Genomic DNA, 21,919 nt, shown 5'->3' on the forward strand with positions numbered 1-21,919 from the left:
GCGATGTTTCTTGCACAACTTAACTTCAATGAGTCAGTGGGAGTAGCGGCACTTAATGCACTCTTCACAGCGGCCCTGGTCGGAGTTGCCGCCGCTGTCCTAGTCAAGAGGTACGACCTGAGACATCAAACTCGGACAGCTCTACGTGAGACATTTGATCGACTGCTCGTCGCCCAACGAAGATCCCGTGAGGCATCGGTCCGGCTTGCCGATTTTCGCGCTGGGCATCGTCGGCGGGGTCTGGGGCGCTGGGTGTCAGCCGCCGCCCGCTCAACAGATAGGAGCTTGGAAGAGAAGGCGCAGCTGGCGCACGGCGAGTTCATCGAGACGTATCACCGCCTCAACCTTGATGCATCCGAGCAGATGTGGCGAGAGGTGCGTGGGCTGCGGCATGTGCTCGACGACATGCTGAGATTCGGGAAGCAGGGTGACGCCGAACAGTGTCATGAACTCACAGAGACCGCCACGGCTGCACGTCAGAACCTAGAGCGTAGTTTCCGGGCCCTACTCGGCCACAAGCCCCTTCAGCAGAAGCGAATTCTACTCGGTAAGTACGACAAAGAAAAAAGCGCCCCATAAGGAGGGCCCATCCGCGTCGTGCCTGTCAGGGACACGGACCGGTCGGGCCCGATCACCAAGCTACTGGCCCGAATCTCGCTGCCACCGCAGACACTCCCACCGGGACGTCACTCGATCAGGGTGGCTCTCATTCCCGCCGCCGATCATGGACCTATGCCTATGTCCATCCGCACCTCGGATGGAGCAACGTGGCTCTCGAACCCACCGCCCCAGTGGCTCTGATCTATGCCGCCGAAATCACCCGACCCCATGTGTGAAGGGCTCTCATATGAAACCGACACCACGGCGCGGCGCCGTGAAGACCCCCGCCGGTCCGGACCGCCGGGCGTCCGCACAGACCGGTGAGCAGACTTCCCTCCCCTGCATGGGCCCCGCCGTGCTGAGACAGGCCATCTTTCACGGGCAGGCCGTGAAGAGTGAAGAGCGGAGCACCTCATGAGGCCGCGTCCGGCGCGCTGCCTGGCGGCAGGACTGGCCTGCGCCACGGTCGGATCGCTCGCCCTCACCGGGGCGGCGTCCGCGCCGGCCGCCCCGGGAAGCGCCTCTGCTCCGGGCCAGGCCGCCCAGAGCACCGCGGGCGAGCCGGGCCCGTTCAACGCCATCACCGATGTGCCCGGTATCGAGGTCGGCCAGGTCCAGAAGACCCGCCCGCCCTACCTCACCGGCTCCACGGTCGTCCGCACGCCGACAATGCCCGTCGCGGGCGTTGACCAGAGCGGCGGCAACCCCGCCACGTGGATGACCAACGCGCTCAGCCCGCTCAACGCCAATCCGGGGGTGGACGCCATCGTCCTGACTGGGGGCAGCATCTGGGGCATGGACGTCGGCATCGGTGCGATGCACTGGGTGGAGGACCACGGCGTGGAAGGGCCAATCGTTCCCGGAGCGGGGATCTTCGACATCGGGCGCGGCGGAGACGAGCGTGCCCGGCCCACCGCCTCCTGGGGATACCGGGCGACCGCCAAGGCCAGGGGCGGCCCAGTGCGCCAGGGCACCGCAGGTGGCGGGACAGGAGCCACGTCCGGCGGGCTGGCCAGCCCGGTGCTCAAGGGCGGCGTGGGCACAGCCAGCGTCGAACTGGGCGACGGCCTCGTCGTCGGTGCTCTGGTCGTCGTCAACTCCCTCGGCTCGACGGTGAATCCGAAGGACTGCACGCTGCTGGGCACGGCGTTCGGCATCGGAGGCGAGTTCGCGGGGCTGCGGAAACCCTCACGTGCGGAGTGCTCCCGGACGACCGGCGGTGCGGCGAAGGGTTCGAAGTACCAGGCGACGAACAAGACTGAGAACAGAGCGAAGACAAAGCCGGCGAGGCAGAAGGGCAAGAACACGACGATCGCCGTCGTCGCCACCAACACGAGCATGGAAAACGCGGCCATCACCAAGGTGGCCGGGGTCGCGAACGACGGGCTGGCCCGGGCGATCATCCCCTCGCACACCCTCTACGACGGCGACACCGTCTTCGCCGCGGCCACCGGCAAGGGCCGGAAGCTGGCGAACAACGACCCCAACGACGTCGCCACACTCACCCGAATTCAGGACGCGGCGGCGAACTCCCTCTCACGGGCGGTCGCGCACGCCATGCTCTCGGCCACCTCGGCGCGGGAGTTCAAGAGCTACTGCGACACCTACCCGTCCGCCTGCGAAAACCTCCGCCGGAACGGTACCGGTAAGAAGCGGGCCGGCTGAGCGGCGATCGGGCAGCGGTGGTCCCGCGTGCACGCGGCTGCGGAGACCACCGCCGTCCGGAGTCCACAACCCCGTGGGCCCGCACGACTCAACCGCGAGTAGCCCCGGAAGCGTTGCGTTTGTGGTGTCGGTGGTCTCTTCGTTCTCGCTCGCGTTGCGTATCCCAAGTCATCTGGACAGTTTGACGATGCGGGAGGTCTTGAGGACGTTCCCGTCCGTGTCCAGTGCCCTCACCTGGAAGTACGGTCCTGGATTGTGCGTTGTGACTGCCGTCTCGAACCCGGACCTCCTGGCATGTCTCACCACGACCGACAGTGAGTCGGGGTCAGGCCCTGCGAGTACTTGCCATGCTTTGGTCTGTGTCGAGCCGTTCCACGACGCGTAGACGACGCTGCCCCCGTCGCGGGCCCGTGCCGCAGCCTTCGGTGGGTAGTACGGCTTGCCGGTCCAGTTGTTCCGGAACGCTCGATACGACATGTCGGAGCCTGGCATCTTCGCGTCGTAGAGCAGGTTCTTCGAGCCGTTGCCCTCGGTGTTCCCCGCACGCGCGTACTCCGAGTAGTACGGGCTCTGCCCCCACCCGATGAATCGGTTGCCGTTGGAGAGGCCCTGGGTGTTCCCCTGGCTCGCCGAGAACAACGGCGGCTGGTGGTAGTACGTCTTGTCCACGGTCGCTCTGCGGGCTCGGAAGTCGAGGTTGAGAAACAAGCCGTGCGACTCCTGTTCGGCTGGGGTGTCGGGCGATTCACAGCAGCCGTCGTCGAACATGCTGATCCGGTTTCCCGGCCGGAACCGGGCATCGTGCTGCCAGTAGAATTCGGCGTTGGGCCCGAAGGTGAAGTCGCTCTTGTCGCCGCCGAGTTGCCAGCGGATCCTCCCGGACTTCTTGGCGACGTTGTAGATCGCCCACATGTTCCGGGCCGAGATGAGCAACCGGCCGTCACGGCCCTGCTCGACGGAGTTGATGTGGAAGGGGTCCCACACTCCGTCGGACGACGACGCGCTGGACACCGGCTCCTTTGAATCGGCGGGGTCGAGGTGGTCCAGCGCGTTCCACGAGAAGAGGAGCCTCCCCGTGGCGAGGTCGACCTCCTGGATCTCGTTGTTGTGGATGGCCCCGTCGTTCGGACCGCCGTAGGGCGAGAGATCGAAGGGCACGGGTTTGGACGCGATGAACAGCGCCGTGCCCCTGCGGGTCAGGGTGAACTCGTGAAAATCCGGGTAGTAGCCATGATGTGCGAAGACCGTCTTGAGCAGGCGGTAGTGGTTGTCGTAGATGTAGTAGCACCCACCCGGTTCCGGCGCACCGGACGGCAGGTTCGTGTACGAGGGCGGCAGAGCGGTGGTCCCCTGCCACCAGGTCAGCACCGGTTTCCCCTTGCCTCCGTGGTAGTACTTCTGGACCCTGAAGCCGCTGTTCTGGAGGTTCGTGGAGGGCAGCGGGCGGAACCAGACCGGATCGCCGGAGTTGTCGTTGATCAACGCCCCGGTCTGGCCGACCATCCTCTCGTCGCTGTACGGGGCGGTGAAGACGCCCCCGCGAGCCGTTCCCGGTTTGTTCGCGGTCACCTTCACGCGCATGGGGCGCAGACGCGGCTCGGAGACGAATCTCCACACATCGCTGCCCGACAGGATCGGAGGCGGTGTCTCTTGCGACGGAGGAAAGGGTTTCGTCGCGCACAGGCGGGACGCGCCTCCTTGAGCAGACGCGCGCCGCTCAAGGCTCGTCGCGGCCGAGGGCAGAGAGCTTGCGACGACACACCCCGCCGCGAGCACACACACCCCGACCGTGCGAGGCCTTCTCCGACTCCGACGGACCTGCAGCATTCGCGTCACCTTGCCGACCTCCTTGGCACCCGGCACCGGATCTGCGATGGCGGTGCCACTTCCTTTTCTGACTCTTCTTCCGTCTCCGGTGACGGTAAGCAGCAAAGGGGCGCTTGGACTCCTGAAGGTCACTCAAGTCGGCCATTCGGCAGGTGCAGCTTCACCCGAACATGCGCCAGTTCGCCCGGCCCGTTCAGGCGTTTCCTCCGCCACGGCGGCCCGCCCGGGGCGGGCCGGCGAGATCATCACTGCCCGGCACAACGAGATTGCCGAGCGGCTACGCGCGGCCGGCCTCGGGGCGATCGGCGACCTCGGCCTTATCGGCCTGGGCACCGACCCTGGCGACCCCGTGGTCATCACCGGCTTCAAGGCCGCTCGCGCCAAGCCACTGACCGCCGCGAAGAAGCAGGCGAACAAGCTGATCACCGCAGAGCGCGCGGCCTGTGAGCACGCCTTCGCCCACCTGAAGAACTGGCGCATCCTCACCAAGCTACGGTTGTCCGCCCACCACGCGACGACGCTGCTGCGGGCACCGCTCGTGCTGAACCAACACCGAGATCGCCCGGTGACAGACGATCTTCACCGCAGACACCGCCCACCACCAGCACGAGCACTGCCCCACCGACTCACACCAGCCCCGTGACCAGCAACGTCAGGATGAACAACACTCAGTGTGGTCGGCGATGAGCGCTCGTCGGTGGCGACGGCTCCGCGTTGATCGACGCGGCTGTGACCTTGGGTGACTGCCACACCAAGACCTTGGGGTTGTCCAACTGGACTGCGTAGGCGTGCCACGTCAAGGCCGGGTGCCAGGCCCGTCAACGGCTCGGTCGGCGCCACATGGCTTTCGGTCTCGCGCAACGGCCGGTCGGATCCCGAACGTCGCCGGGCAGCTCCGATCACCATCCGGCCCCGATCACCATCCAGCCCCGGTCACCGTCACGCTCCGGCCGCCATGCGGCGTGCCGCCTCGTGCACCGACTGGGCGTGCAGTTCGAACATCGCCATCAAGTTGACGGCGTCCCCGGTGATCTCCCGCTGCACGAACAGGCCGTCGGCGCCCGCGATGGCGTACGTCGTGAGCGTGTGGATCTCGGGCTCGTCCAGCTCGGGGAAGAGGGTCTGCAGCATCTCGGCGATCTTCCGGCGCGCGATTCCCCTGACCTGGAGGAACACGGTCCGGCCTCGGGGTTTGGTGGGCCGCCGCTCCAGGGCGAGCATGAGACCGAGGCGCAGGAAGTCGGGCGCGTCGACCAGTGACTTGGCCACGTTCGCGGCCATGACGGTGAGCCGCTCCAGGGACGTGCCCGTCTCCTCGCCCGGCAGTTCGAGCGCGGCGAGCCAGCTGTCGAAGCTGCGCTCGATGACCGCGGCGATCAGGTCGTCCTTGTCCTTGAAATGCCAGTAGATCGAGCTCGCGGGCAGCCCGCACTTGGCGCTGACAGCCGCGATGGACGTGCCCTCGTACCCGCGCTCACCCGCGATCTCCACGGCGGCATCGATGATGCGCTGCCGCGACTCCATTCCGTTCGCCCGCTTCCGGCGCGGCGATTGGGGCCTGGTCATGGCACTTCCCTCCTGTTGCGCCGGCCCTTGACCGTATCCGGCGTCGAGCTTACTGTAGCGTTCATTCCAATTGGAGTGAACGCTACAGTAAGAGTCACGAGCAAGACGGCGACAGTCAGGTGGCTGGTGGGAGGAGTCGGCGCCAGAAACGGCGCCGGAGACGCATACGTACGACATTGGCGGTGATCGGGTACCCCACGGGGTGACCGCACCTGCTGGGAATGGGCCCCAGGATCGTCGTCCTGGAGCGCGATGCCGAGGTTTCGCCTCGCGCCCGGTCCACCGCAACGGAGTCCGGCAGCCGGGTCCCCGGCCGCGGATGACCAGGGAAAGCGTCCTGCTGCCCTGGATGGCCACCCGCCGTACGGCCGCCTTCGCCCTGCGACCCCACGCCTACGTCTACGCAGCCGCCTCTGTATCCCCGGCACCCGCCGACCCCCAGCGGGCTCGGCCCCAGCCGCCGCACCCCGCCCGACCGCGACACCGCCCAGTGAGGACCGACACCATGACCCCGCAGACCGGCCTGCCGACGATGCAGGAGACGACGTACGACATCGGCGGAAAGAAGATCTTCGCCGCGGAGGCGGGCGACGGCCCGCCCGTGCTTCTGCTGCACGGCGGCGGCCCCGGCGCCTCCGGCGTATCCAACTACGCCCGCAATATCGCCGAGTTGGCCAAGGAGTACCGGGTCATCGTGCCCGACCTGCCCGGCTACGGGCGCAGCACCAAGGGCATCGACGGTACCGATCCCTTCGGCTACCTGGCCGACGGCATCCGCGGCCTGTTGGACGCACTCGGCCTGGACAAGGCCCATCTGGTCGGCAACTCCTACGGTGGCGCCTGCGCCCTGCGGCTGGCCCTGGACACCCCTGACCGGGTCGACCGCATGGTGCTGATGGGCCCCGGCGGGATCGGCAACACCCGCGCCCTGCCCACTCCCGGGCTCAACAACCTGCTGGGCTACTACACCGGCGACGGACCCTCGCGGCTGAAGCTGGAGAGGTTCATCCGCAACTACCTCGTCTTCAACGCCGCCGAGGTCCCGGACTCCGCCATCGAGGAGCGCTACCAGGCCAGCATCGACCCGGACGTGATCGCCTCTCCGCCGCTGCAACGCCCCGCCGGGCTGCGCGCCTTGTGGAAGATGGACTTCACCCGCGACCCGCGCCTGAGCCGGCTGCCCGTGCCCACCCTCGTCCTGTGGGGCGCGGAGGACAAGGTCAACCGGCCGTCCGGCGGCCGGATGCTGGCCGACCGCATGCCCAACTGCGACCTGTACCTCGTCGCCAACACCGGGCACTGGGTGCAGTTCGAACGCACCGACCTGTTCAACCGCCTGTGCGCCGACTTCCTGGCCGGCCGCCGATGATCATGCATGACGCCCCGTCCGTCTTCGGCGCCGTCCACCTCGGATACATCGTCATCGAGACCAACCGCTTCGCCGACTGGCGCCGCTTCGGCACCGACGCCATCGGCATGCACCACGACCCCCTCTCCCGCAACCTGATGCGCTTCCGCCTCGACGACCAGGAATGCCGCTTCCTCATCCGGCGCGGCCCCGCCGAGGACGTCGTTGCCACCGGCTGGCACATCGACGACCACGCCACCTTCGAACGCATCGAGTCCCGCATCCGCGCCCACGGCGCCCCCTGCACCGTCGGCACCGACGAGGAAGCCGCCCTGCGCGGCGTCGAGCGCCTGCTGCGTTTCCCCGGCCCCAAGGGCATCACACAGGAGATCTCCACCACCCCGGTGAAGTCGGCCGAGCCCCTGCGCATGCTCGCCTCAGGCTTCGTCACCGGCGACGGCGGCATGGGTCACATCGCGCTGACCTCCACCAAGCCGATGCAGACGCGGGGTTACTTCAACACCGTCTTCGACGCCCGCCTGACCGACTACATCGACGAGACCTTCAGCGGCGTCAAATTCAAGATTCGCTTCCTGCGCGTCAACGAACGCCACCACTCCATCGCGATCGCCGCCGCCCGCGGCCTGCCGATCGATGCGGTCCGCACCCGCGTGCAGCACCTCAACGTCCAGGCCGCCACCCTCGACGACGTGGCGCAGAGTTACCAGCGCGTGCACGAACTCGGCTTCGACATGGCCCTGTCCGTCGGCCAGCACACCAACGACAAGGAACTCTCCTACTATGCCCGCACCCCATCGGGCTTCGAGTGGGAGGTCGGCTGGAACCCCGTCGTCGTCGACGAGACCACCTGGGAGCCCACCACTCACCAGGGCATCAGCACCTGGGGCCACCTCCCGGTCGGCCAGACCATCATCGACAAGCTCGCCCAGTTCCGGGTCGGGGCCCGCTCCCTGGCCCGCCCGGAGAGCACGGTTCCGTCGCTGAGTGGCGCAGGCATTCCCGACGACTGACACGCGTTCACTGACGCGCGTTCGGTCACCGCGTCGGTCACCGCGTCCCGCCCTTGCGTCAAAGGGCAGCAGTCGGGGCGATCCCGAGAGTCCATCCCCCGATCACGTGCCGGAGCGCAACGCACGTGACAGTCCCAACGCGGCGGTCCGTACCGCCGGAGCGAGCTGGGCGGGCCGGAAGCGGCTGCGGGGCACGGCGACCGACAGCGCCGCCACCGCCACCGCCCCGTCGAAGACGGGTGCCGCGATGCAGCTGACGCCCAGGGCGGCCTCTTCCTCCTCGTAGGCCAGGCCCGCGACCTGAGTCTGCTCGATGGCGGTGCGCAGCCGCTCCGGATCGGTGACCGAGTGCGGCGTGAGGCTGGGGAGGGGTGCGTCCAGCACCTCCTCCGCCAGCTCCGCGCCGGAGAAGGCCAACAGCGCCTTGCCGACGCCGGTGCAGGTCAGGGGAAGCCGACCGCCGATCCGGGAGGGCAGCAGCAGGGCGCCATGACCGTGGATGCGCTCCACGTAGACCACCTCGTGGCCTTCGCGCACCCCCAGATGGACGGTCTCGTGCGTGGCCTCGAACAGGTCCTGCAGAAAAGGCAGGGCCGCCTCGCGCAGATCATGCCGGCGCGGCACGAGTGAGCCGAGTTCGAAGAGCTTGCCGCCGAGCCGGTAATTCTCCGCCTCGCGTTCGAGCAGACCGAGCCGGACCAGTTCGCCACAGAGCCGGAACGCCGTGGTCTTGGTCAGACCTGTACGCCCAGAAATTTCCGTAAGACGGAACGATCCGCCGTCCGGGCGAAAGCAATCCAGGACTGCCACTGCCTTGTCCAGCATATTTCCCTGTGTGCTGTTCCGTGTCATGGAACATATTTTGCCGTTGCTCACGATGCACGTCTATACCTGGCATGCGTCACAGCGATGGCCGGCACACCCGTACCGAGCCCCTCACCAGCTCCGCTCACTTCCGGAGGTAACCCGCATGCCCATCCCGCAGTCTCTTCGCACCGCTCCGGACAGGGGCGAAGCATGAACGCCCGCGAGCCCGCCGGTGCGGTGGCCGAGGCGGCGGCCGTCCTGGACGAAGCCGCCCGCGCCGGCGTCCCGTGCCCCCCGGTGCGTCATCTGCTGCCCGAGGCGGACATCGAGGCCGCATACGCGGTGCAGCGCCTGAACGTCGAGCGAGGCATCGCCGCCGGCCGGCGTCTGGCAGGCCGGAAGATCGGCCTGACCTCGCCCGCTGTGCAACGCCAGCTCGGTGTCGACCAGCCTGACTTCGGCGCCCTGTTCGCCGACATGGCGGTGCCAGAAGGGCAGCTGATCGCCCCCGGCCGGCTGCTGCAGCCGAAGATCGAGGCGGAGGTCGCCCTGGTGCTCGGCGCGGATCTTCCGCACCAGGACCCGACCGTCGCCGACCTGCTGCGTGCCACGGCGTTCGCCCTGCCCGCGCTGGAGATCGTCGACAGCCGCATCGCCGACTGGGACATCACCATCGTCGACACGGTCGCCGACAATGCCTCCTGCGGCCTGTTCGTCCTCGGCGGCACCCCCGTACCGCTGGACCGGGTCGATCTGCGCAACGTACGGATGACCCTGACCAGGAACGGCGAGACCGTCTCACGGGGCACCGGCGCCGACTGCCTGGGCAGCCCGCTCACCGCCGCCCTCTGGCTCGCCTCCACGCTCGTCGGCCTGGGCGAGCCGCTGCGGGCCGGCGACATCGTCCTGACCGGCGCGCTCGGCCCGATGGCCGTCGCCGCCGAAGGCGACGAGTTCACCGCTCACATCGAAGGGCTCGGCACGGTCGCCACCGCGTTCGCCGCCTCCGCCACGGAAGGAACTCGAGCATGACCACGAAGGTTGCCGTCATCGGCTCGGGCAACATCGGCACCGACCTCATGATCAAAATTCTGCGGCTCTCGGACTCTTTGGAGATCGCCGCCATGGCCGGCATCGACCCCGGCTCCGACGGCCTGGCCCGCGCCCGACGGCTGAAGGTCGCGACCACCCACGAGGGCGTGGACGGCCTGGTCGAGCTGGACGAGTTCGCGGAGGTGTCCCTCGTCTTCGACGCCACGTCCGCCGGAGCGCACAAGCGCCACGACGAGGTCCTGCGCACACTGGGCCGCACGGTCGTCGACCTCACCCCCGCCGCGCTCGGCCCGTACGTCGTGCCGCCGGTCAACGGCGACGCCCATCTGAACGCGCCCAACGTCAACATGGTCACCTGCGGCGGGCAGGCCACCATCCCCATAGTGGCCGCCGTCGCCGCCGTGACCCCGGTCCACTACGCAGAGATCGTCGCCTCCCTCTCCTCCCGCTCGGCGGGCCCCGGCACGCGGGCCAACATCGACGAATTCACCGAGACCACCTCGTCGGCCATCGAGCAGGTCGGCGGCGCGGCCCGAGGCAAAGCCATCATCGTCCTCAACCCCGCCGAACCGCCCCTCATCATGCGGGACACCGTGCACTGCCTCATCGGCGACTGCGACGACGCCGCCGTGACCGCCTCCGTGGAGGAGATGGCCGCACGCGTCCAGACGTACGTCCCCGGCTATCGCCTCAAGCAGAAGGTGCAGTTCGAACGCGTCGCCATCGACGACCCACTGCGCTCCCTCCTGCCGGCCGCCTCCCGGTCCGGCCAGGCCGCCAAGGTGTCGGTGTTCCTCGAAGTGGAGGGCGCCGCCCACTACCTGCCCGCCTACGCCGGCAACCTCGACATCATGACCTCGGCCGCCCTGCGCACCGCCGAGCGCATGGCCGCTCACCGCACCACGAAGGTGGTCTCCTCATGACCGCGCCCCAGCCGAGCACCCTGTACATGCAGGATGTGACCCTCAGGGACGGCATGCACGCCGTCCGCCACCGCTACACCGTCGAACAGGCCCGCACCATCGCCGCCGCACTCGACACCGCCGGACTCGCCGCGATCGAGATCGCCCACGGCGACGGCCTGTCCGGCTCCAGCATCACCTACGGCGTAGGCGCCCACACGGACTGGGAGTGGATCGAGGCCGTCTGCGACGCCGTGACCCACGCGGTGCCCACCACCCTGCTCCTGCCCGGCATCGGCACCCTGCACGACCTGCGCCGAGCACACGCGCTCGGCATCCGCTCGGTGCGCGTCGCCACCCACTGCACCGAGGCCGACATCTCCGCCCAGCACATCGCCGCCGCCCGCGACCTGGGCATGGACGTGGCCGGCTTCCTGATGATGTCCCACATGGCCGACCCCACCGAACTGGCCCAGCAGGCCGGACTGATGGAGTCCTACGGCGCGAACTGCGTCTACGTCACCGACTCAGGCGGCCACCTCACCATGGACGGCGTACGCGACCGCATCCGCGCCTACCGCGACGTCCTCGACCCGTCCACCGAACTGGGAATCCACGCCCACCACAACCTCGGGCTGGGCGTGGCCAACTCGGTCGTCGCCGTCGAGAACGGCGTCACCCGAGTCGACGCCTCCCTCGCCGGCCAGGGAGCCGGAGCGGGCAACTGCCCCCTGGAGGCGTTCGTCGCGGTCGCCGAGCTGACGGGCTGGGAGCACGGCTGCGACCTGTTTCCCCTGATGGACGCCGCCGACGACGTCGTACGCCCCCTCCAGGACCGCGAGGTGCGGGTGGACCGCGAGACCCTCACCCTCGGATACGCGGGCGTGTACTCCAGCTTCCTGCGCCATGCTGAGACAGCCGCCCGCCACTACGGCATCGACGCCCGCGCGATCCTCATCGAGGTCGGTCGCCGCAAGCTGGTCGGCGGCCAGGAAGACATGATCACCGACATCGCCCTCGACCTCGCAGCAGCCCGCACCACCGCCTGACTCGAAAGAACCGCACACGGTCAGTTGAGGCCGCGTCAGAAGCCAGGCCTGACACCCCCCGGACGTCGAAGCCCGCCTCCGCAAGAAGATCGTCAACCTCAAGGAGACGATTGCCAACATGTAACGGGGGTGGAGCGAAGGGGCCGGGTCGCTCGTGGCTGTTTCGTTCGGTCGACCAGAGCTCTGGGAGGAGCCCGATGGACCAGCTGAAAGCATCTGGCAAGCCGTTCGACATCTCCAAGTGGGGGTGTGGGATGCGTGGATCAAAGTGAGGGCAATCAGGGAGCGCCGGGGGTGGACGGGGTGTCCATCGAGGAGTTCGAGGCGAGGCAGCCGAGGCCGTGCTCGCCCTGCCCGAGGACCCCGACGCACGGGCCAGCGCGCAGGCCGCCATGGTGTGGATCCTCGGCGTCACCGGCAAGCTGTGCTGGCCCATACCGGACCGCGGCCTGCACAAGCGGCTGCACCGCATCACCATCCAGACGCTCATCGTATGGGGCGATCAGGACGCACCAGCAGTCGCACTCTTCGGAGCACGTCCATGGGGAGCCGGTGCAGCAGCGCTGCCAGAAGTGCCCGGTCGCTCGGGGCGAATCGCCCCCGTTCCTTGCCGAGTTGGTGTTCCAGCACCGTGATCGGGTGGCGCAAGGCGAGTATCTCGACAGTTGTATGGCGGTCGCTCATTGGTAGCAGGCGCAGCATGGCGAACGTATGCGTCACGCCCAAGTAGGCCAGTCGCAGCAGCACGGTCGATCATCGTGCCGCGGTGAGCGCCAGCCTCGCGAGAGCGCCCGTTCGGGCAGCTGTGGCGTTCGGTTCCGGAGGGCGGATGCCATTTTGGGCAAGCGCAGTGCCGAGGTTCCGTTGGCCCCACGGCCGTTGACCGTCCACTGGCGGGGCCCGGACGGCCGTCCGGGCCCCGCGGCATTCACACGCGACGGCGGCGCGGTCGAGACTGCCGCCTCCGGCACCTAGTCGACCCTGGGGCTGGAGTGCACGCGTTCCTGAGCCTGAGAGGGATACCACCGGGGCCGTGCCGGGGCGGCTCCTGCCTGTCCCAAGGGCGGATCCTGTCCCCGAAGACGGGCGCAGGTAGCTGCACCTGCTCGAGGAGCCCGGCCACCGCACGTTGCGGTAGCCGGGTGTGGAGGCAACGGCGGAGAACGAGCGGCAGGCAGGTGGGCACGACCACCCAGTTTTTGAGCACAGAAGTACACCGGTTTCAGTGAGAAGTCCGCAGCAAAGGGAGCGCGGCGCACAGGCGCGACGCGCGACGATTCAGCGCTCGGGAGGTCTCACAGGGTGTACAACGGCACGTCCTTGACGAGATGACTTGGGTTCGGCAGCACGGTAGTGGCGCACAGGGGCGCTGTTCCACTGGTTTTCGAGCGCCTCGCCGCCTAGCCGCCGGCTGCCCGGGTCGTCGATGCAGAGCCGGGACCACGGCTGTCGGCGCGGCAGCGTCGTGTCGGTCGCCTTCTCGCCATAGAGGACATGCAGGGTCGCGCACCTCGAACTGCGCGCAGTGGTCACGGTGCTGCGCACCGACTTCCCTCACGCCCGCCTCACTGTCCCCTTCACCGAGCTTCAGCAGACCAGCATCGGTGGCCTGCAAGGCAGCCGGCTGACCACCCTCCCCGTTGTACTGCACGGCTGACAGCCAGCGGGCGCGTCAGTCCTCCCCGGGATCGGCGGAGGGCGTGATCGTCCGGTTCGTCCTGCCTATGGATCCCCCTTTTCGTCCGGTGGCGGCGGCGTGCTGGTGGGCGCGGACGATGGTGGAGTCGATCTGGACCAGCCAGTCGATGTCGCCGGCTGCGTCCGCGCGGGCCTGGATCTGCTGGAGAGCTCGGGTGAACACGCCGTCCAGGGCATAGCGGCGGAAGCGGGTGTAGACCGTCTTCCATGGCCCGTGGCGTTCCGGCAGGTCACGCCAGGAGATCCCGGTCCGGATCTTGTAGACCATCCCATGGATGACCTGCCGGTCCGACACGCGTGGTCAGCCAGTCGCGGCCCGCGGTATGAGCGGAGCGAGTAACTCCCACTCTTGGTCGGTGAGTTCATGGCGGCGTATCACGCCACCATGATCCACCACCCGATGATCCTTGGAGGCGGACCCTGGCTAACGCTCTACGCGCTTCAGGCCGCGCACGGCCGGGATTGCCAGCAGCAGGGTGCAGGCGACGAGCGCCATGGACGCGGACACGCACAGCAGCGGCACCGTCCCCGCGACAACCGCGAGCGGCCCCGCCGCCGCCTGCCCGACTGGCTTCATCACCAGCGAGCCGGCCGCGTCGTACGCGTGCACCCTGCCGAGGACGTCCTGCGGGATGTGCGTCTGCACGCTCGTGTGGAACATGACGATCCAGAACGCCATGCCCACGCCGCTCACCCCGTAGCACCCGGCGATGAGCGGTGTGGGAAGGCCGAGAGCGACCCCTAACGGCATGAGCGCCCACAGGATCATGGAGAGGGCGCCAGCCCGGAGCGGATACCGCGGGCGGAGCCTGATCGCGACAATCCCGCCCAGCACACTTCCCGCCCCGAGGGACGACATGACCAAGCCGAACGTCGATGCTCCGTACTCGGTGACCAGCGTACTGTTGCCGAGGGTCATGGTGGGGCCGGCGCCAGCCAGCTGCCAGAGCATGAAGACGATGATGACACTCCACAGCCAGGTCCTGGCCCGGAACTCCCGCCAACCCTCGACGAGATCGGCCCGGAACGACGATACGCCGCCCCGCCCGGCCGGGCCCATCGGGACCGAGCGGAGCAGGAGTAGGCAGGCGCCGCTGACTCCATAGGTCAAGGCGTCGAGGGCGACCACCGTTGCCGGTGAGGAAACCACCAGCAGCAGGCCGGCGAGCGACGGGCCAATCACGGCCGTAACGGACTCCGAGATGCGGAGGGTGGCGTTCGCCTTCAGTACGTCCTGGGCTATGCGTGGGGTGATGCTGGCGACTCCCGGCTGGAAGATTGCGCTACCGGCCCCGACCAGGGCCAGCAGCACCAGGATCTGCCACAGCTGCGGCGTACCTAGCAGGAACAGCAGCGCGAGCACCGCCTGAAAGCACAGCCGGGCTGTGTCCGAGACGACCATCAGCCGCCGGGCGCCGAAGCGGTCGGACAGCACCCCGCCAAAGATGATCAGGGCTGCGAACGGCGCTACGAGCGCGGCCAGCGCGTAGCCCACCCCACTCGTCCCGTATCCCGCCCGGATCACGGCGGCCGTGATCGTGACGGGGAGCATCGCGTCGCCCAGCAGAGACGTGGTGCGGGCGGTGAAGAACAGCCGGAAGTCTGCTGTCCACAGCGGCGGATCAGACGAGGTCTTCTTGACTTGCAGGTCACGGGCCATGTCCGAGCCAGCCACCGCACACCGTCCCACGTATACCGTTGATCCCGACCAGGGCGACACTTTCCTGCCTCGGAGGTCCCTCGGTCAACGGAATATGTTCGACAAGCTCAGCACGTACGCGCGTTTGAAGACGGGCCCTGGCTAGGACGGCCGCATCAGGCGGTGCAGGCCCGGCTCGATGTCCGGGGCGCTGATCGAGCCGTAGCCGAAGACGAAGCCTGGGCGCGCGGAGCGTTTCCTGGTGATCTCCGCAAGGGTGTGGACCGCCAAGCCGGACGCCCGGGCCCGGTCGGCGCGGTCCGCGAGGGCTTCGGGATCGGCGAGGCCGCCCCGGGTGACCGCGGTCACGTGCAGACCCGCGGCGGACGGCACCAGCTCGGCAAGGTCCGCGAACTGGCCGGTGAGCGCACGGGTGATGGTCTCGTGCCGGGTCGCGTACGTGTGCCGCATCCGGCGGATGTGCCGGGCGAGCAGCCCGTCGTCGATGAAGCGGGCGAGCGCCGCCTGCGTCGGGACCGGTGTATGCCAGTCGGCGGTGTACTTGGCGCTGCGGAGGGCCGTACGCAGCGGGGCCGGCGCCACCAGGAAGCCGATGCGCAGGGAGGGCAGCATCACCTTCGAGAACGACCCTACGTAGATGACGTGTCCGGCCCGGTCGAGGCTCTGCAGGGTCTCAACCGGCCGTCCGCCGAACCGGAATTCGCTGTCGTAGTCGTCCTCGATCACCGCCGCCCCGTGCCGCTGTGCCCACTTCAGCAGCGCCGTTCTGCGCCGCAGGGACATCGGCATGCCGAGCGGAAACTGGTGGGCGGGAGTGACATACACGGCGCGGGTGTCCGGCGGGATGGCGTCCACCAGCAGGCCCTCAGCGTCCACCGGTACGCCCGTGACCTCGGCACCCTGCGACCGGAACAGCAGCCGGGCCGGCGGGTAGCCGGGCTCTTCGACGGCCACCCGGTCGCCCGGTTCGAGCAGCACCCGACCGATGAGGTCGAGGGCTTGCTGCGTACCGTTGGTCACCAGCACGTCGCCCGGGCCGGTCCGGACCGCGCGGGAGAGCCCGATGTGCCGGGCGAGCGCGACCCGCAGCCCGGCATGGCCGGCCGGATCGCCGTATCCGACCGCCCCGGCCGCTGAGAGGCGCAGTTCCCGGGCAACCAGGGGACGCCAGACGTCGTACGGGAAGAGCCGGGCATCCGGCAGGCCCGCCCGGAAGTCGTATGCCGCTGTGGTCGGCCCCGCTGCCTGCGGGCCAGCCCATGGGGACAGGCTCGCCCACATGGCGCGCGGGCGCAGTCCCGAGCCGGTGGAGTCGGTGGTGGTCGCGGCGTCCTGCGTGGGCAGGTCCGTCGTTCGCACGTAAGTCCCGGAGCCGACCCGGCTGTCCGCGTAGCCCTCGGCGACGAGCCGTTCGTAGGCGACGCCGACGGTGTTGCGGGCCACCGCGAGGCGGTGTGCCAGCTCCCGGGTCGGGGGCAGCGGATCGCCGTGGCGCAGCAGCCCGTCGTGGATCGCGGTGCGCAGCTGGCGGTAGATCTGGCCGGACAGGTCGCGGCGCCCGTCGAGCCTGACGTGCACGTCCATCGTGGCTCCCGGCTTTCTGCTCGGCTGTTGATGGCTTTCGGCCCGGCAATTGGATCAATCATTCGGCAGCTTATTGGCTCTGGAACTGAGCCGCTGTGTGATCTTACGCTCCGGTCATGGACATACAACGGCTCGACCGCCAGGCACTGTCGCTCACCGGGGCGGTGGTTTCCCGGGTGAAGACCGACCACATGAGGCTGGCGACGCCTTGCGCGGACTGGACCATGTACGGCCTGCTCCGCCATCTGATCAGCCAGAACGAGGGGTTCGCCGCCTCCGCCCGCGGCATGGGCGAGCCGTGGTCGGTATGGCGCGACGGCGACATCGGCAACGACCCGGCCGGAGCGTACGAGGCGTCGGCGGACGAGGTCACCACGGCGTTCGCGGAAGACGACGTGCTGGAGCGCCGGTTCGCGCTGCCGGAGGTGGGCGAGGGCTTCGGTGTTCCCGGGCGGATCGCGATCGGCTTCCACCTGATCGACTACGTGGTGCATGCCTGGGACGTCGCGGTGACGATCGGCGCCCCCTGGGAGCCCTCCGACGAACTCACCACCGCCGCGCTGCGCATCGCCGGCCTGGTCCCGGACGAGGGCCGCGGACCCGGCGCCGCGTTCCGTCGGCGCAACGCCGTCCCCGACGACGCCCCACCCGGCCACCGGCTGCTCGCGCTGCTCGGCCGCGATCCGTCCTGGATGCCGGGGCCATGCTGAGGAGCCGTTGGCGCCAAGGCCCGGCCGGTGACTTCCCCGGCGACGGCGCAGCGGCCCAGGGCGTCAACAGTCGCGTGCGCGAGAGCCGTGACGGTCCACTGATCGTCAGCGTCACCGACTTCACCAGCGACAGTTACCGGGACCTGCCCGGCATCGCCCGGCGCGGCTTCGCGCTGCGGCGCCATTGGCGGGATCTCGACGGCGCGGTCGGCATGTGGCTATGGGCCGTGCCCTTGGCCCGGCGCTGCGGATCGGTCTCGGTGTGGGCCGGGCGGCGGGCCCTGGCGGAGTTCGTACGCCTGCCGGAGCATGTCGCGATCATGGATGAGTACCGGGGGAGGGGCACGAGCAGGTCGGCGATCTGGGAGTACGAGCGCTTTGACGCGGCCCGGATCCGGCGAGAGGCGGAGACATGGCTGATGTCGGACGATCGTTGCCGTGCCGCGCGGGGGGCGGCACGGCAGCGCGGCTGACAACGGTTTCTTGGCTCAGGATGAAGAGCATGTCCTACGTGGTGAGTTGGCAGTTGTGCTGGGTGTGGGGAGTAGAAGGTGGGGATGGATTGTTCCGGATGGCTTGTGGGAGGTCGAGGCCGGGGTGTGTCTCATCAACGGCGGATCTGCTGATCAAGGAGAGACGCCAAGTGAGAGACGGCGATCGAGCACGAGTCCGTCGCGGAGCCGGCCGGTGGTGTGATGCCGTCGGCCGAGTCGGACGAACAACTCGTCGCGATGCTGGTCGACCGGGCCCGTAGCGGGGCCCGCAGCTGACCAAGCGAGTGCTGGAGTCCGCGCTGGAGGGCGAGATCACCGGCCATGTCGACTACGAGAAGCATCCAGCACACCCTCGGGCGGCCAGCGGGATGCTCCTCGCGACCGGACCGGACCTGACCTCGCTGTGCCCGCTGAGTGTCAAGGCAACTGTCCCAGCCAGGAGTCAAGAGCCGCATAGTCTCCATCCGTCAGACCGTGGCGGGGATCGACCCGGTGGAGCAGGGCGTCTGCCGGATGATGGGAAGCGACCCAGGCCCGATCAGTGTCGGTGACCTCGTCGTCGACCCAGGCGAATGGTCGCCCCGCCGCCCATTCGACAAGAGCGCGGGTCTTCCAGTGCAGTCCGTCGCGTTCGTCCTGGGCATCGACGTCGGTCGGCTCCGGCCAGATCACCACTGCCAGCGGCGGCAGACCAATACGGGGCGCGATGCACTCGTTCGCGTCAGCCATCCATGTCGTGGCCCAGACGACCTCGCACGGAAGCGCCGCCAGCCGGGGCCCATGCTCGGGATTGATCCTGGTCAGGAGCGGATTCGCAGGAGCATCCAGCGGTTCAGTGCCTGTCGGGTAAGTCGGATACGGCTGGGGCGCCGCACCGAAGGGGATCAGCGGTCCGTCGACATCGAGGAACAGCAGCGGACGCTGCGCAGAGCCAGGCACCGCAGCACGATAGCGACAGATCCCAAGAAGGGCCGCCTCGATGACCAAGGGCCCTTCAGCCAGCGGTGCCGCCTGCTGGCCCGGACGAGATCACACGATCTCCAGAGCTGCTATTTCCCGCGAACATCCACCGGGCCCCGGACGGAAACCGGGCCGTCGTCGACTACTTCATGTTCGAAGACCATCGCACGATGTTGGTCTGCTCCGCGCTGGCCCGCTCGTAGAACCGGCCTCTTGCCGCCGACGACACCGGGTACCCCGGAGGGCCTGTCCATCAAGCATCACCGGGGTGGCGGCGCGGTGCCGGTCATCGCGGCCGTCGCGGCCCGCCCCTTCGGTCCCTCCCTCGTCAGCGGTCCCCCCTCGGTTCGGGGCAGGGGCATCGTTCCGGCCCCCAGACCCTTCCGTCATGGCCCCAGAAAGCCCCGTGGTTCAGCCGGGCATCGCGAGCAGTTGCCAGGGCAGCCGGTGGGGGTCGGCGGAGGGGATGACGACGATCCGGTCGGGGACGGCCTGCGCTTCTCCCGTGCGCAGGCGGGAGCCGGTGACATGGCGAGCGGTGTTGGAGGTGATGACTCTGCCGTTGGCGCCGAGGAGCACCACCTTGTGGGCACGGGTGCCCAGGGTCCCGAGGAGGAGAGCTTCCACGGCCGCGATGGAGAGATCGCCGCCCGCGACACTGATGGAGCCCGAAGGGAGGTCGATGGGGATGGCGAGCGTGACAGTGCACACCTCGATGCCGCCGGCATCGACGTAAGGGCCGACGGCGCAGGGCCGGCGGGTCGTGACCGGCAGGCGGAACCACTCGCGCGACTGGTAGTCGTAGAAGCCGACGGAGTCCGGGTTGAGGGCGTGCGAGATGAACTGCGCCTTGTTGCGTCCGTCGCGGCGCCACCACTCCAGCCACCGCGAGGTGTCACCGAGGCAGTCGCCCGAGACGGCCACGCCGAGGCTTTCGAAGAGCGTGCCCTCGTGTGCGAGCAGGTCAAGGAGCAGAGGTCGGATGCCCGCCAGCATGGTGCGGTCCAGAGAGCGCCGCTGTTCCGACGCTTCGGTGGCGATCTCGATGACGCGACGGCGTACGGCGTCGACGTCGGCGAAGGCGGCATCGATGTGGCCGGCGAGCATCTCGGCCGTGCGCGACAGAAGAGAGTCTCGTTCGTCGTGGCTCATGGACGCTCTCCAAGAGGCAGAAGACCAGTGCGTGCTGGTGGCTGCCCTCGCGCGGCACCTGTGTCATCGGGGTGGTCGGGACGCTGGGACCGGTGTGACGCTGGGACCGGTGTGCTGCGAGTGGGCCACGCCACACACGGAGATTAGCCTACTGCCGGGGGGCGGCAGGATGTCCTGCCGCCCCGGTGACGGTGTGGAGCGTTCGGCCTACGAAGCGGAGCCGTCGGCCCCGACAGGCTGGGTCGTGGCGGACCCGGCGACGGGGGTGTCGGCGTGGGCGGGTTCCGCCGCCCCGGTCAGGGCGTGTTCGGGCAGGACACCGGTGCGGTGACGGAGCCTGAGCCGGTACATCAGCAGGCCGATCAGGGTGATGCCGCCGACGAACAGCACTCCGCCCCAGCGCAGGTACCAGTGGTAGGGGGCGGTGGAGTTGTAGACCACGGCGCGGGGCCAGATCAGATTGACGATCATCGCGGCGCCCCAGAGGACCGCGACGACATTGACGATCACGCCCCAGCGGCCGAGGGAGTACTCACCCTTGGCCGGGTCGCTGACCGGCTCACCCCCACGCAGCCTGTGGCGCAGCATGGGCGCGGTGACCAGGAGGTAGGAGGCGTAGATCAGGACGATGCCGATGCTGGTGAGGATCGTGAAGATCGCGGGTTCCTTGACGTTCACCACAAGCGTGGCGATCGCGAGGACACCAATGGTGACGGCCGCGTTGGTGGGTGTCTTGCGGACGGGATGGACTCGCCCGAGCCAGGAGCTGAAGGGCAGGTTGTTGTCGCGGGCCATGGCGAAAAGGGTCCGGATGGCGGCGGCCTGGATGGCGAGGGTGCACACGGTGATCGCCACCACGATGCAGATGAGGAACGCCTTGCCGAGTGGGCCCCCGAGGAGGGACAGGACGATGTACTGCAGACCGCCGTCGGGGGAGCCCAGTTTGGGATCCCCGAGGTCGGGTGCGGCGAGGATGCCGAACAACAGCAGCAGGCCGCCCAGGACGAAGGAGGCAGTCACGGCCCGGATGATGGCGCGCGGAGCGGTGCGCTTGGGGTCGACCGTCTCCTCTCCCAGGGAACTGGCGGTGTCGAAGCCGTACATCACGAACGCGGAGGCGAGCGATGAGACCAGGAAGGCCCCGGCGTAGCCGAGGTGCCGGCCTTCTCCGAGGCCGTGGGTGTCCAGGAGGACGCCGGGCCCGCGGGTGATGTGCAGGGCGAGCGCGATGACGAGCAGGACGGCGGCGATGAGTTCGACGAAGACACCGATGCTGTTGACGATGGCGGTGAGCTTGACACCGAAGGCGTTGACGAGCGTGGTGAAGACGACAAGCAGCCCGGCGAGGATGACGCCGTTGACGGAGAAATCGTAGGTGCCGGTGCCGTCGCCGACGAACTGGAAGCCGTGCCAGATCTGGGGGAGGGTGATCTGATAGGCGAGGGCGACCGCGCCGACGGTGCAGATGGAGGAGATGAGCAGAAGCCATCCCGCCAGCCAGGAGGTGGTGGGGGTGGAGAGCTTCTTGGCCCAGTTGTAGACTGATCCGGCGACCGGGTAGCGGCTGGCCAGCTCGGCGAAACACAGAGCGACCATGACCTGGCCGACGAAGACGAGGGGCCAGGACCAGGCGTAGGCGGGTCCACCGGTGCCGAAGCCGAAGTAGAAGAGCTGGAAGACACCGGTGAGGATGGAGATGTAGCTGACGCCGGCGGCGAAGCTGGCGAACTTGCCGATGCTGCGGTCGAGGCTGGGGGCGTATCCGAATTCGGCGACGCCGTCGCCGTCCGGCCTGCGGTGGGAGCTCATGGTG

At 68.6% G+C, this 21,919-nt stretch carries 22 protein-coding genes; 10 read left to right on the top strand and 12 right to left on the bottom strand.

The window, feature by feature from the left end; genetic code table 11:
- Nucleotides 1–270: 270 nt before the first annotated feature.
- Nucleotides 271–447 (bottom strand): hypothetical protein, encoded by a 177-nt coding sequence (locus tag JK363_RS35335; protein WP_201881667.1) that lies wholly within the window; start codon nucleotides 445–447, stop codon nucleotides 271–273.
- Nucleotides 448–1,014: 567 nt separating this feature from the next.
- Between JK363_RS35335 and JK363_RS35340 the strand changes: the two genes are divergently transcribed.
- Entirely contained in the window at nucleotides 1,015–2,265 is a 1,251-nt protein-coding gene (locus tag JK363_RS35340; RefSeq protein ID WP_201881668.1) for a P1 family peptidase, read from the top strand.
- Nucleotides 2,266–2,433: 168 nt separating this feature from the next.
- Here the strand turns inward: JK363_RS35340 and JK363_RS35345 are convergent, their stop codons facing one another.
- Entirely contained in the window at nucleotides 2,434–3,834 is a 1,401-nt protein-coding gene (locus tag JK363_RS35345) for an arylsulfotransferase family protein (protein WP_307821997.1), read from the bottom strand.
- 304 nt (nucleotides 3,835–4,138) lie between these two features.
- Between JK363_RS35345 and JK363_RS43185 the strand changes: the two genes are divergently transcribed.
- Nucleotides 4,139–4,735, top strand: coding sequence for a transposase family protein (locus tag JK363_RS43185; protein ID WP_236076365.1), 597 nt, complete (start codon nucleotides 4,139–4,141; stop codon nucleotides 4,733–4,735).
- Nucleotides 4,736–5,031: 296 nt separating this feature from the next.
- On the opposite strand, the gene JK363_RS35355 is transcribed toward JK363_RS43185, so the two are convergent.
- On the bottom strand, nucleotides 5,032–5,658 hold the full coding sequence (locus JK363_RS35355) for a TetR/AcrR family transcriptional regulator (protein WP_201881670.1): 627 nt from the start codon (nucleotides 5,656–5,658) through the stop codon (nucleotides 5,032–5,034).
- A 505-nt stretch (nucleotides 5,659–6,163) separates the two neighbouring features.
- Between JK363_RS35355 and JK363_RS35360 the strand changes: the two genes are divergently transcribed.
- A complete protein-coding gene (locus JK363_RS35360) occupies nucleotides 6,164–7,027 on the top strand; it encodes an alpha/beta fold hydrolase (protein ID WP_201881672.1) in 864 nt (287 codons plus the stop codon).
- 2 nt (nucleotides 7,028–7,029) lie between these two features.
- Nucleotides 7,030–8,037 carry a VOC family protein gene (locus JK363_RS35365; protein WP_201881729.1) on the top strand — a complete coding sequence of 336 codons (1,008 nt, stop codon included), beginning with the start codon at nucleotides 7,030–7,032 and terminating at the stop codon, nucleotides 8,035–8,037.
- 102 nt (nucleotides 8,038–8,139) lie between these two features.
- On the opposite strand, the gene JK363_RS35370 is transcribed toward JK363_RS35365, so the two are convergent.
- Complete coding sequence (locus tag JK363_RS35370) at nucleotides 8,140–8,862, bottom strand: IclR family transcriptional regulator (RefSeq protein ID WP_201881730.1); 723 nt, start codon at nucleotides 8,860–8,862, stop codon at nucleotides 8,140–8,142.
- 192 nt (nucleotides 8,863–9,054) lie between these two features.
- Between JK363_RS35370 and mhpD the strand changes: the two genes are divergently transcribed.
- From mhpD to dmpG, 3 genes are read left to right on the top strand one after another with little or no spacing between them, the layout of a single operon-like run.
- On the top strand, nucleotides 9,055–9,876 hold the full coding sequence (gene mhpD, locus JK363_RS35375; protein ID WP_201881674.1) for a 2-keto-4-pentenoate hydratase: 822 nt from the start codon (nucleotides 9,055–9,057) through the stop codon (nucleotides 9,874–9,876).
- A complete protein-coding gene (locus JK363_RS35380) occupies nucleotides 9,873–10,820 on the top strand; it encodes an acetaldehyde dehydrogenase (acetylating) (RefSeq protein WP_201881676.1) in 948 nt (315 codons plus the stop codon). Before mhpD ends, JK363_RS35380 begins: the two co-directional genes overlap by 4 nt.
- Nucleotides 10,817–11,848, top strand: a complete 1,032-nt coding sequence (gene dmpG / locus JK363_RS35385) for a 4-hydroxy-2-oxovalerate aldolase (RefSeq protein WP_201881678.1) — start codon at nucleotides 10,817–10,819, stop codon at nucleotides 11,846–11,848. Before JK363_RS35380 ends, dmpG begins: the two co-directional genes overlap by 4 nt.
- A gap of 486 nt (nucleotides 11,849–12,334) precedes the next feature.
- On the opposite strand, the gene JK363_RS35390 is transcribed toward dmpG, so the two are convergent.
- Entirely contained in the window at nucleotides 12,335–12,595 is a 261-nt protein-coding gene (locus JK363_RS35390) for a hypothetical protein (RefSeq protein WP_201881680.1), read from the bottom strand.
- 778 nt (nucleotides 12,596–13,373) lie between these two features.
- On the opposite strand from JK363_RS35390, the gene JK363_RS44005 reads away from it, so the two are divergent.
- Nucleotides 13,374–13,505, top strand: coding sequence for a hypothetical protein (locus JK363_RS44005; RefSeq protein WP_268981135.1), 132 nt, complete (start codon nucleotides 13,374–13,376; stop codon nucleotides 13,503–13,505).
- Nucleotides 13,506–13,520: 15 nt separating this feature from the next.
- On the opposite strand, the gene JK363_RS35395 is transcribed toward JK363_RS44005, so the two are convergent.
- From JK363_RS35395 to pdxR, 3 genes are all read right to left on the bottom strand, one after another.
- Nucleotides 13,521–13,841 (bottom strand): transposase, encoded by a 321-nt coding sequence (locus JK363_RS35395; RefSeq protein ID WP_307821998.1) that lies wholly within the window; start codon nucleotides 13,839–13,841, stop codon nucleotides 13,521–13,523.
- 129 nt (nucleotides 13,842–13,970) lie between these two features.
- Nucleotides 13,971–15,206: an MFS transporter gene (locus JK363_RS35400; RefSeq protein ID WP_201881684.1), complete on the bottom strand. Its 1,236-nt coding sequence runs from the start codon at nucleotides 15,204–15,206 to the stop codon at nucleotides 13,971–13,973.
- A 141-nt stretch (nucleotides 15,207–15,347) separates the two neighbouring features.
- Complete coding sequence (pdxR, locus tag JK363_RS35405; protein ID WP_201881686.1) at nucleotides 15,348–16,790, bottom strand: MocR-like pyridoxine biosynthesis transcription factor PdxR; 1,443 nt, start codon at nucleotides 16,788–16,790, stop codon at nucleotides 15,348–15,350.
- A 116-nt stretch (nucleotides 16,791–16,906) separates the two neighbouring features.
- Here pdxR and JK363_RS35410 point away from each other — a divergent pair, with 116 nt between their 5' ends.
- Nucleotides 16,907–17,500 carry a TIGR03086 family metal-binding protein gene (locus JK363_RS35410; protein ID WP_201881688.1) on the top strand — a complete coding sequence of 198 codons (594 nt, stop codon included), beginning with the start codon at nucleotides 16,907–16,909 and terminating at the stop codon, nucleotides 17,498–17,500.
- The gene (locus JK363_RS35415) at nucleotides 17,494–17,973 is read left to right on the top strand and encodes a hypothetical protein (protein WP_201881690.1); all 480 of its coding nucleotides are present in this window, start codon (nucleotides 17,494–17,496) and stop codon (nucleotides 17,971–17,973) included. Before JK363_RS35410 ends, JK363_RS35415 begins: the two co-directional genes overlap by 7 nt.
- Nucleotides 17,974–18,107: 134 nt before the next feature.
- Here JK363_RS35415 and JK363_RS35420 read toward each other — a convergent pair whose 3' ends face one another.
- The 4 genes from JK363_RS35420 to JK363_RS35435 form a co-directional block, all read right to left on the bottom strand.
- Nucleotides 18,108–18,335 carry a hypothetical protein gene (locus JK363_RS35420; RefSeq protein ID WP_201881692.1) on the bottom strand — a complete coding sequence of 76 codons (228 nt, stop codon included), beginning with the start codon at nucleotides 18,333–18,335 and terminating at the stop codon, nucleotides 18,108–18,110.
- A 76-nt stretch (nucleotides 18,336–18,411) separates the two neighbouring features.
- Nucleotides 18,412–18,933: an HAD domain-containing protein gene (locus tag JK363_RS35425; RefSeq protein ID WP_201881732.1), complete on the bottom strand. Its 522-nt coding sequence runs from the start codon at nucleotides 18,931–18,933 to the stop codon at nucleotides 18,412–18,414.
- A 432-nt stretch (nucleotides 18,934–19,365) separates the two neighbouring features.
- Entirely contained in the window at nucleotides 19,366–20,106 is a 741-nt protein-coding gene (locus JK363_RS35430) for a cache domain-containing protein (protein ID WP_201881695.1), read from the bottom strand.
- A 207-nt stretch (nucleotides 20,107–20,313) separates the two neighbouring features.
- Nucleotides 20,314–21,915 carry an APC family permease gene (locus JK363_RS35435; RefSeq protein ID WP_201881697.1) on the bottom strand — a complete coding sequence of 534 codons (1,602 nt, stop codon included), beginning with the start codon at nucleotides 21,913–21,915 and terminating at the stop codon, nucleotides 20,314–20,316.
- Between the last annotated feature and the right edge of the window lie 4 nt (nucleotides 21,916–21,919).

Origin of the sequence: Streptomyces coffeae (assembly GCF_016741875.1) — a bacterium.
Taxonomy (GTDB): domain Bacteria; phylum Actinomycetota; class Actinomycetes; order Streptomycetales; family Streptomycetaceae; genus Streptomyces; species Streptomyces coffeae.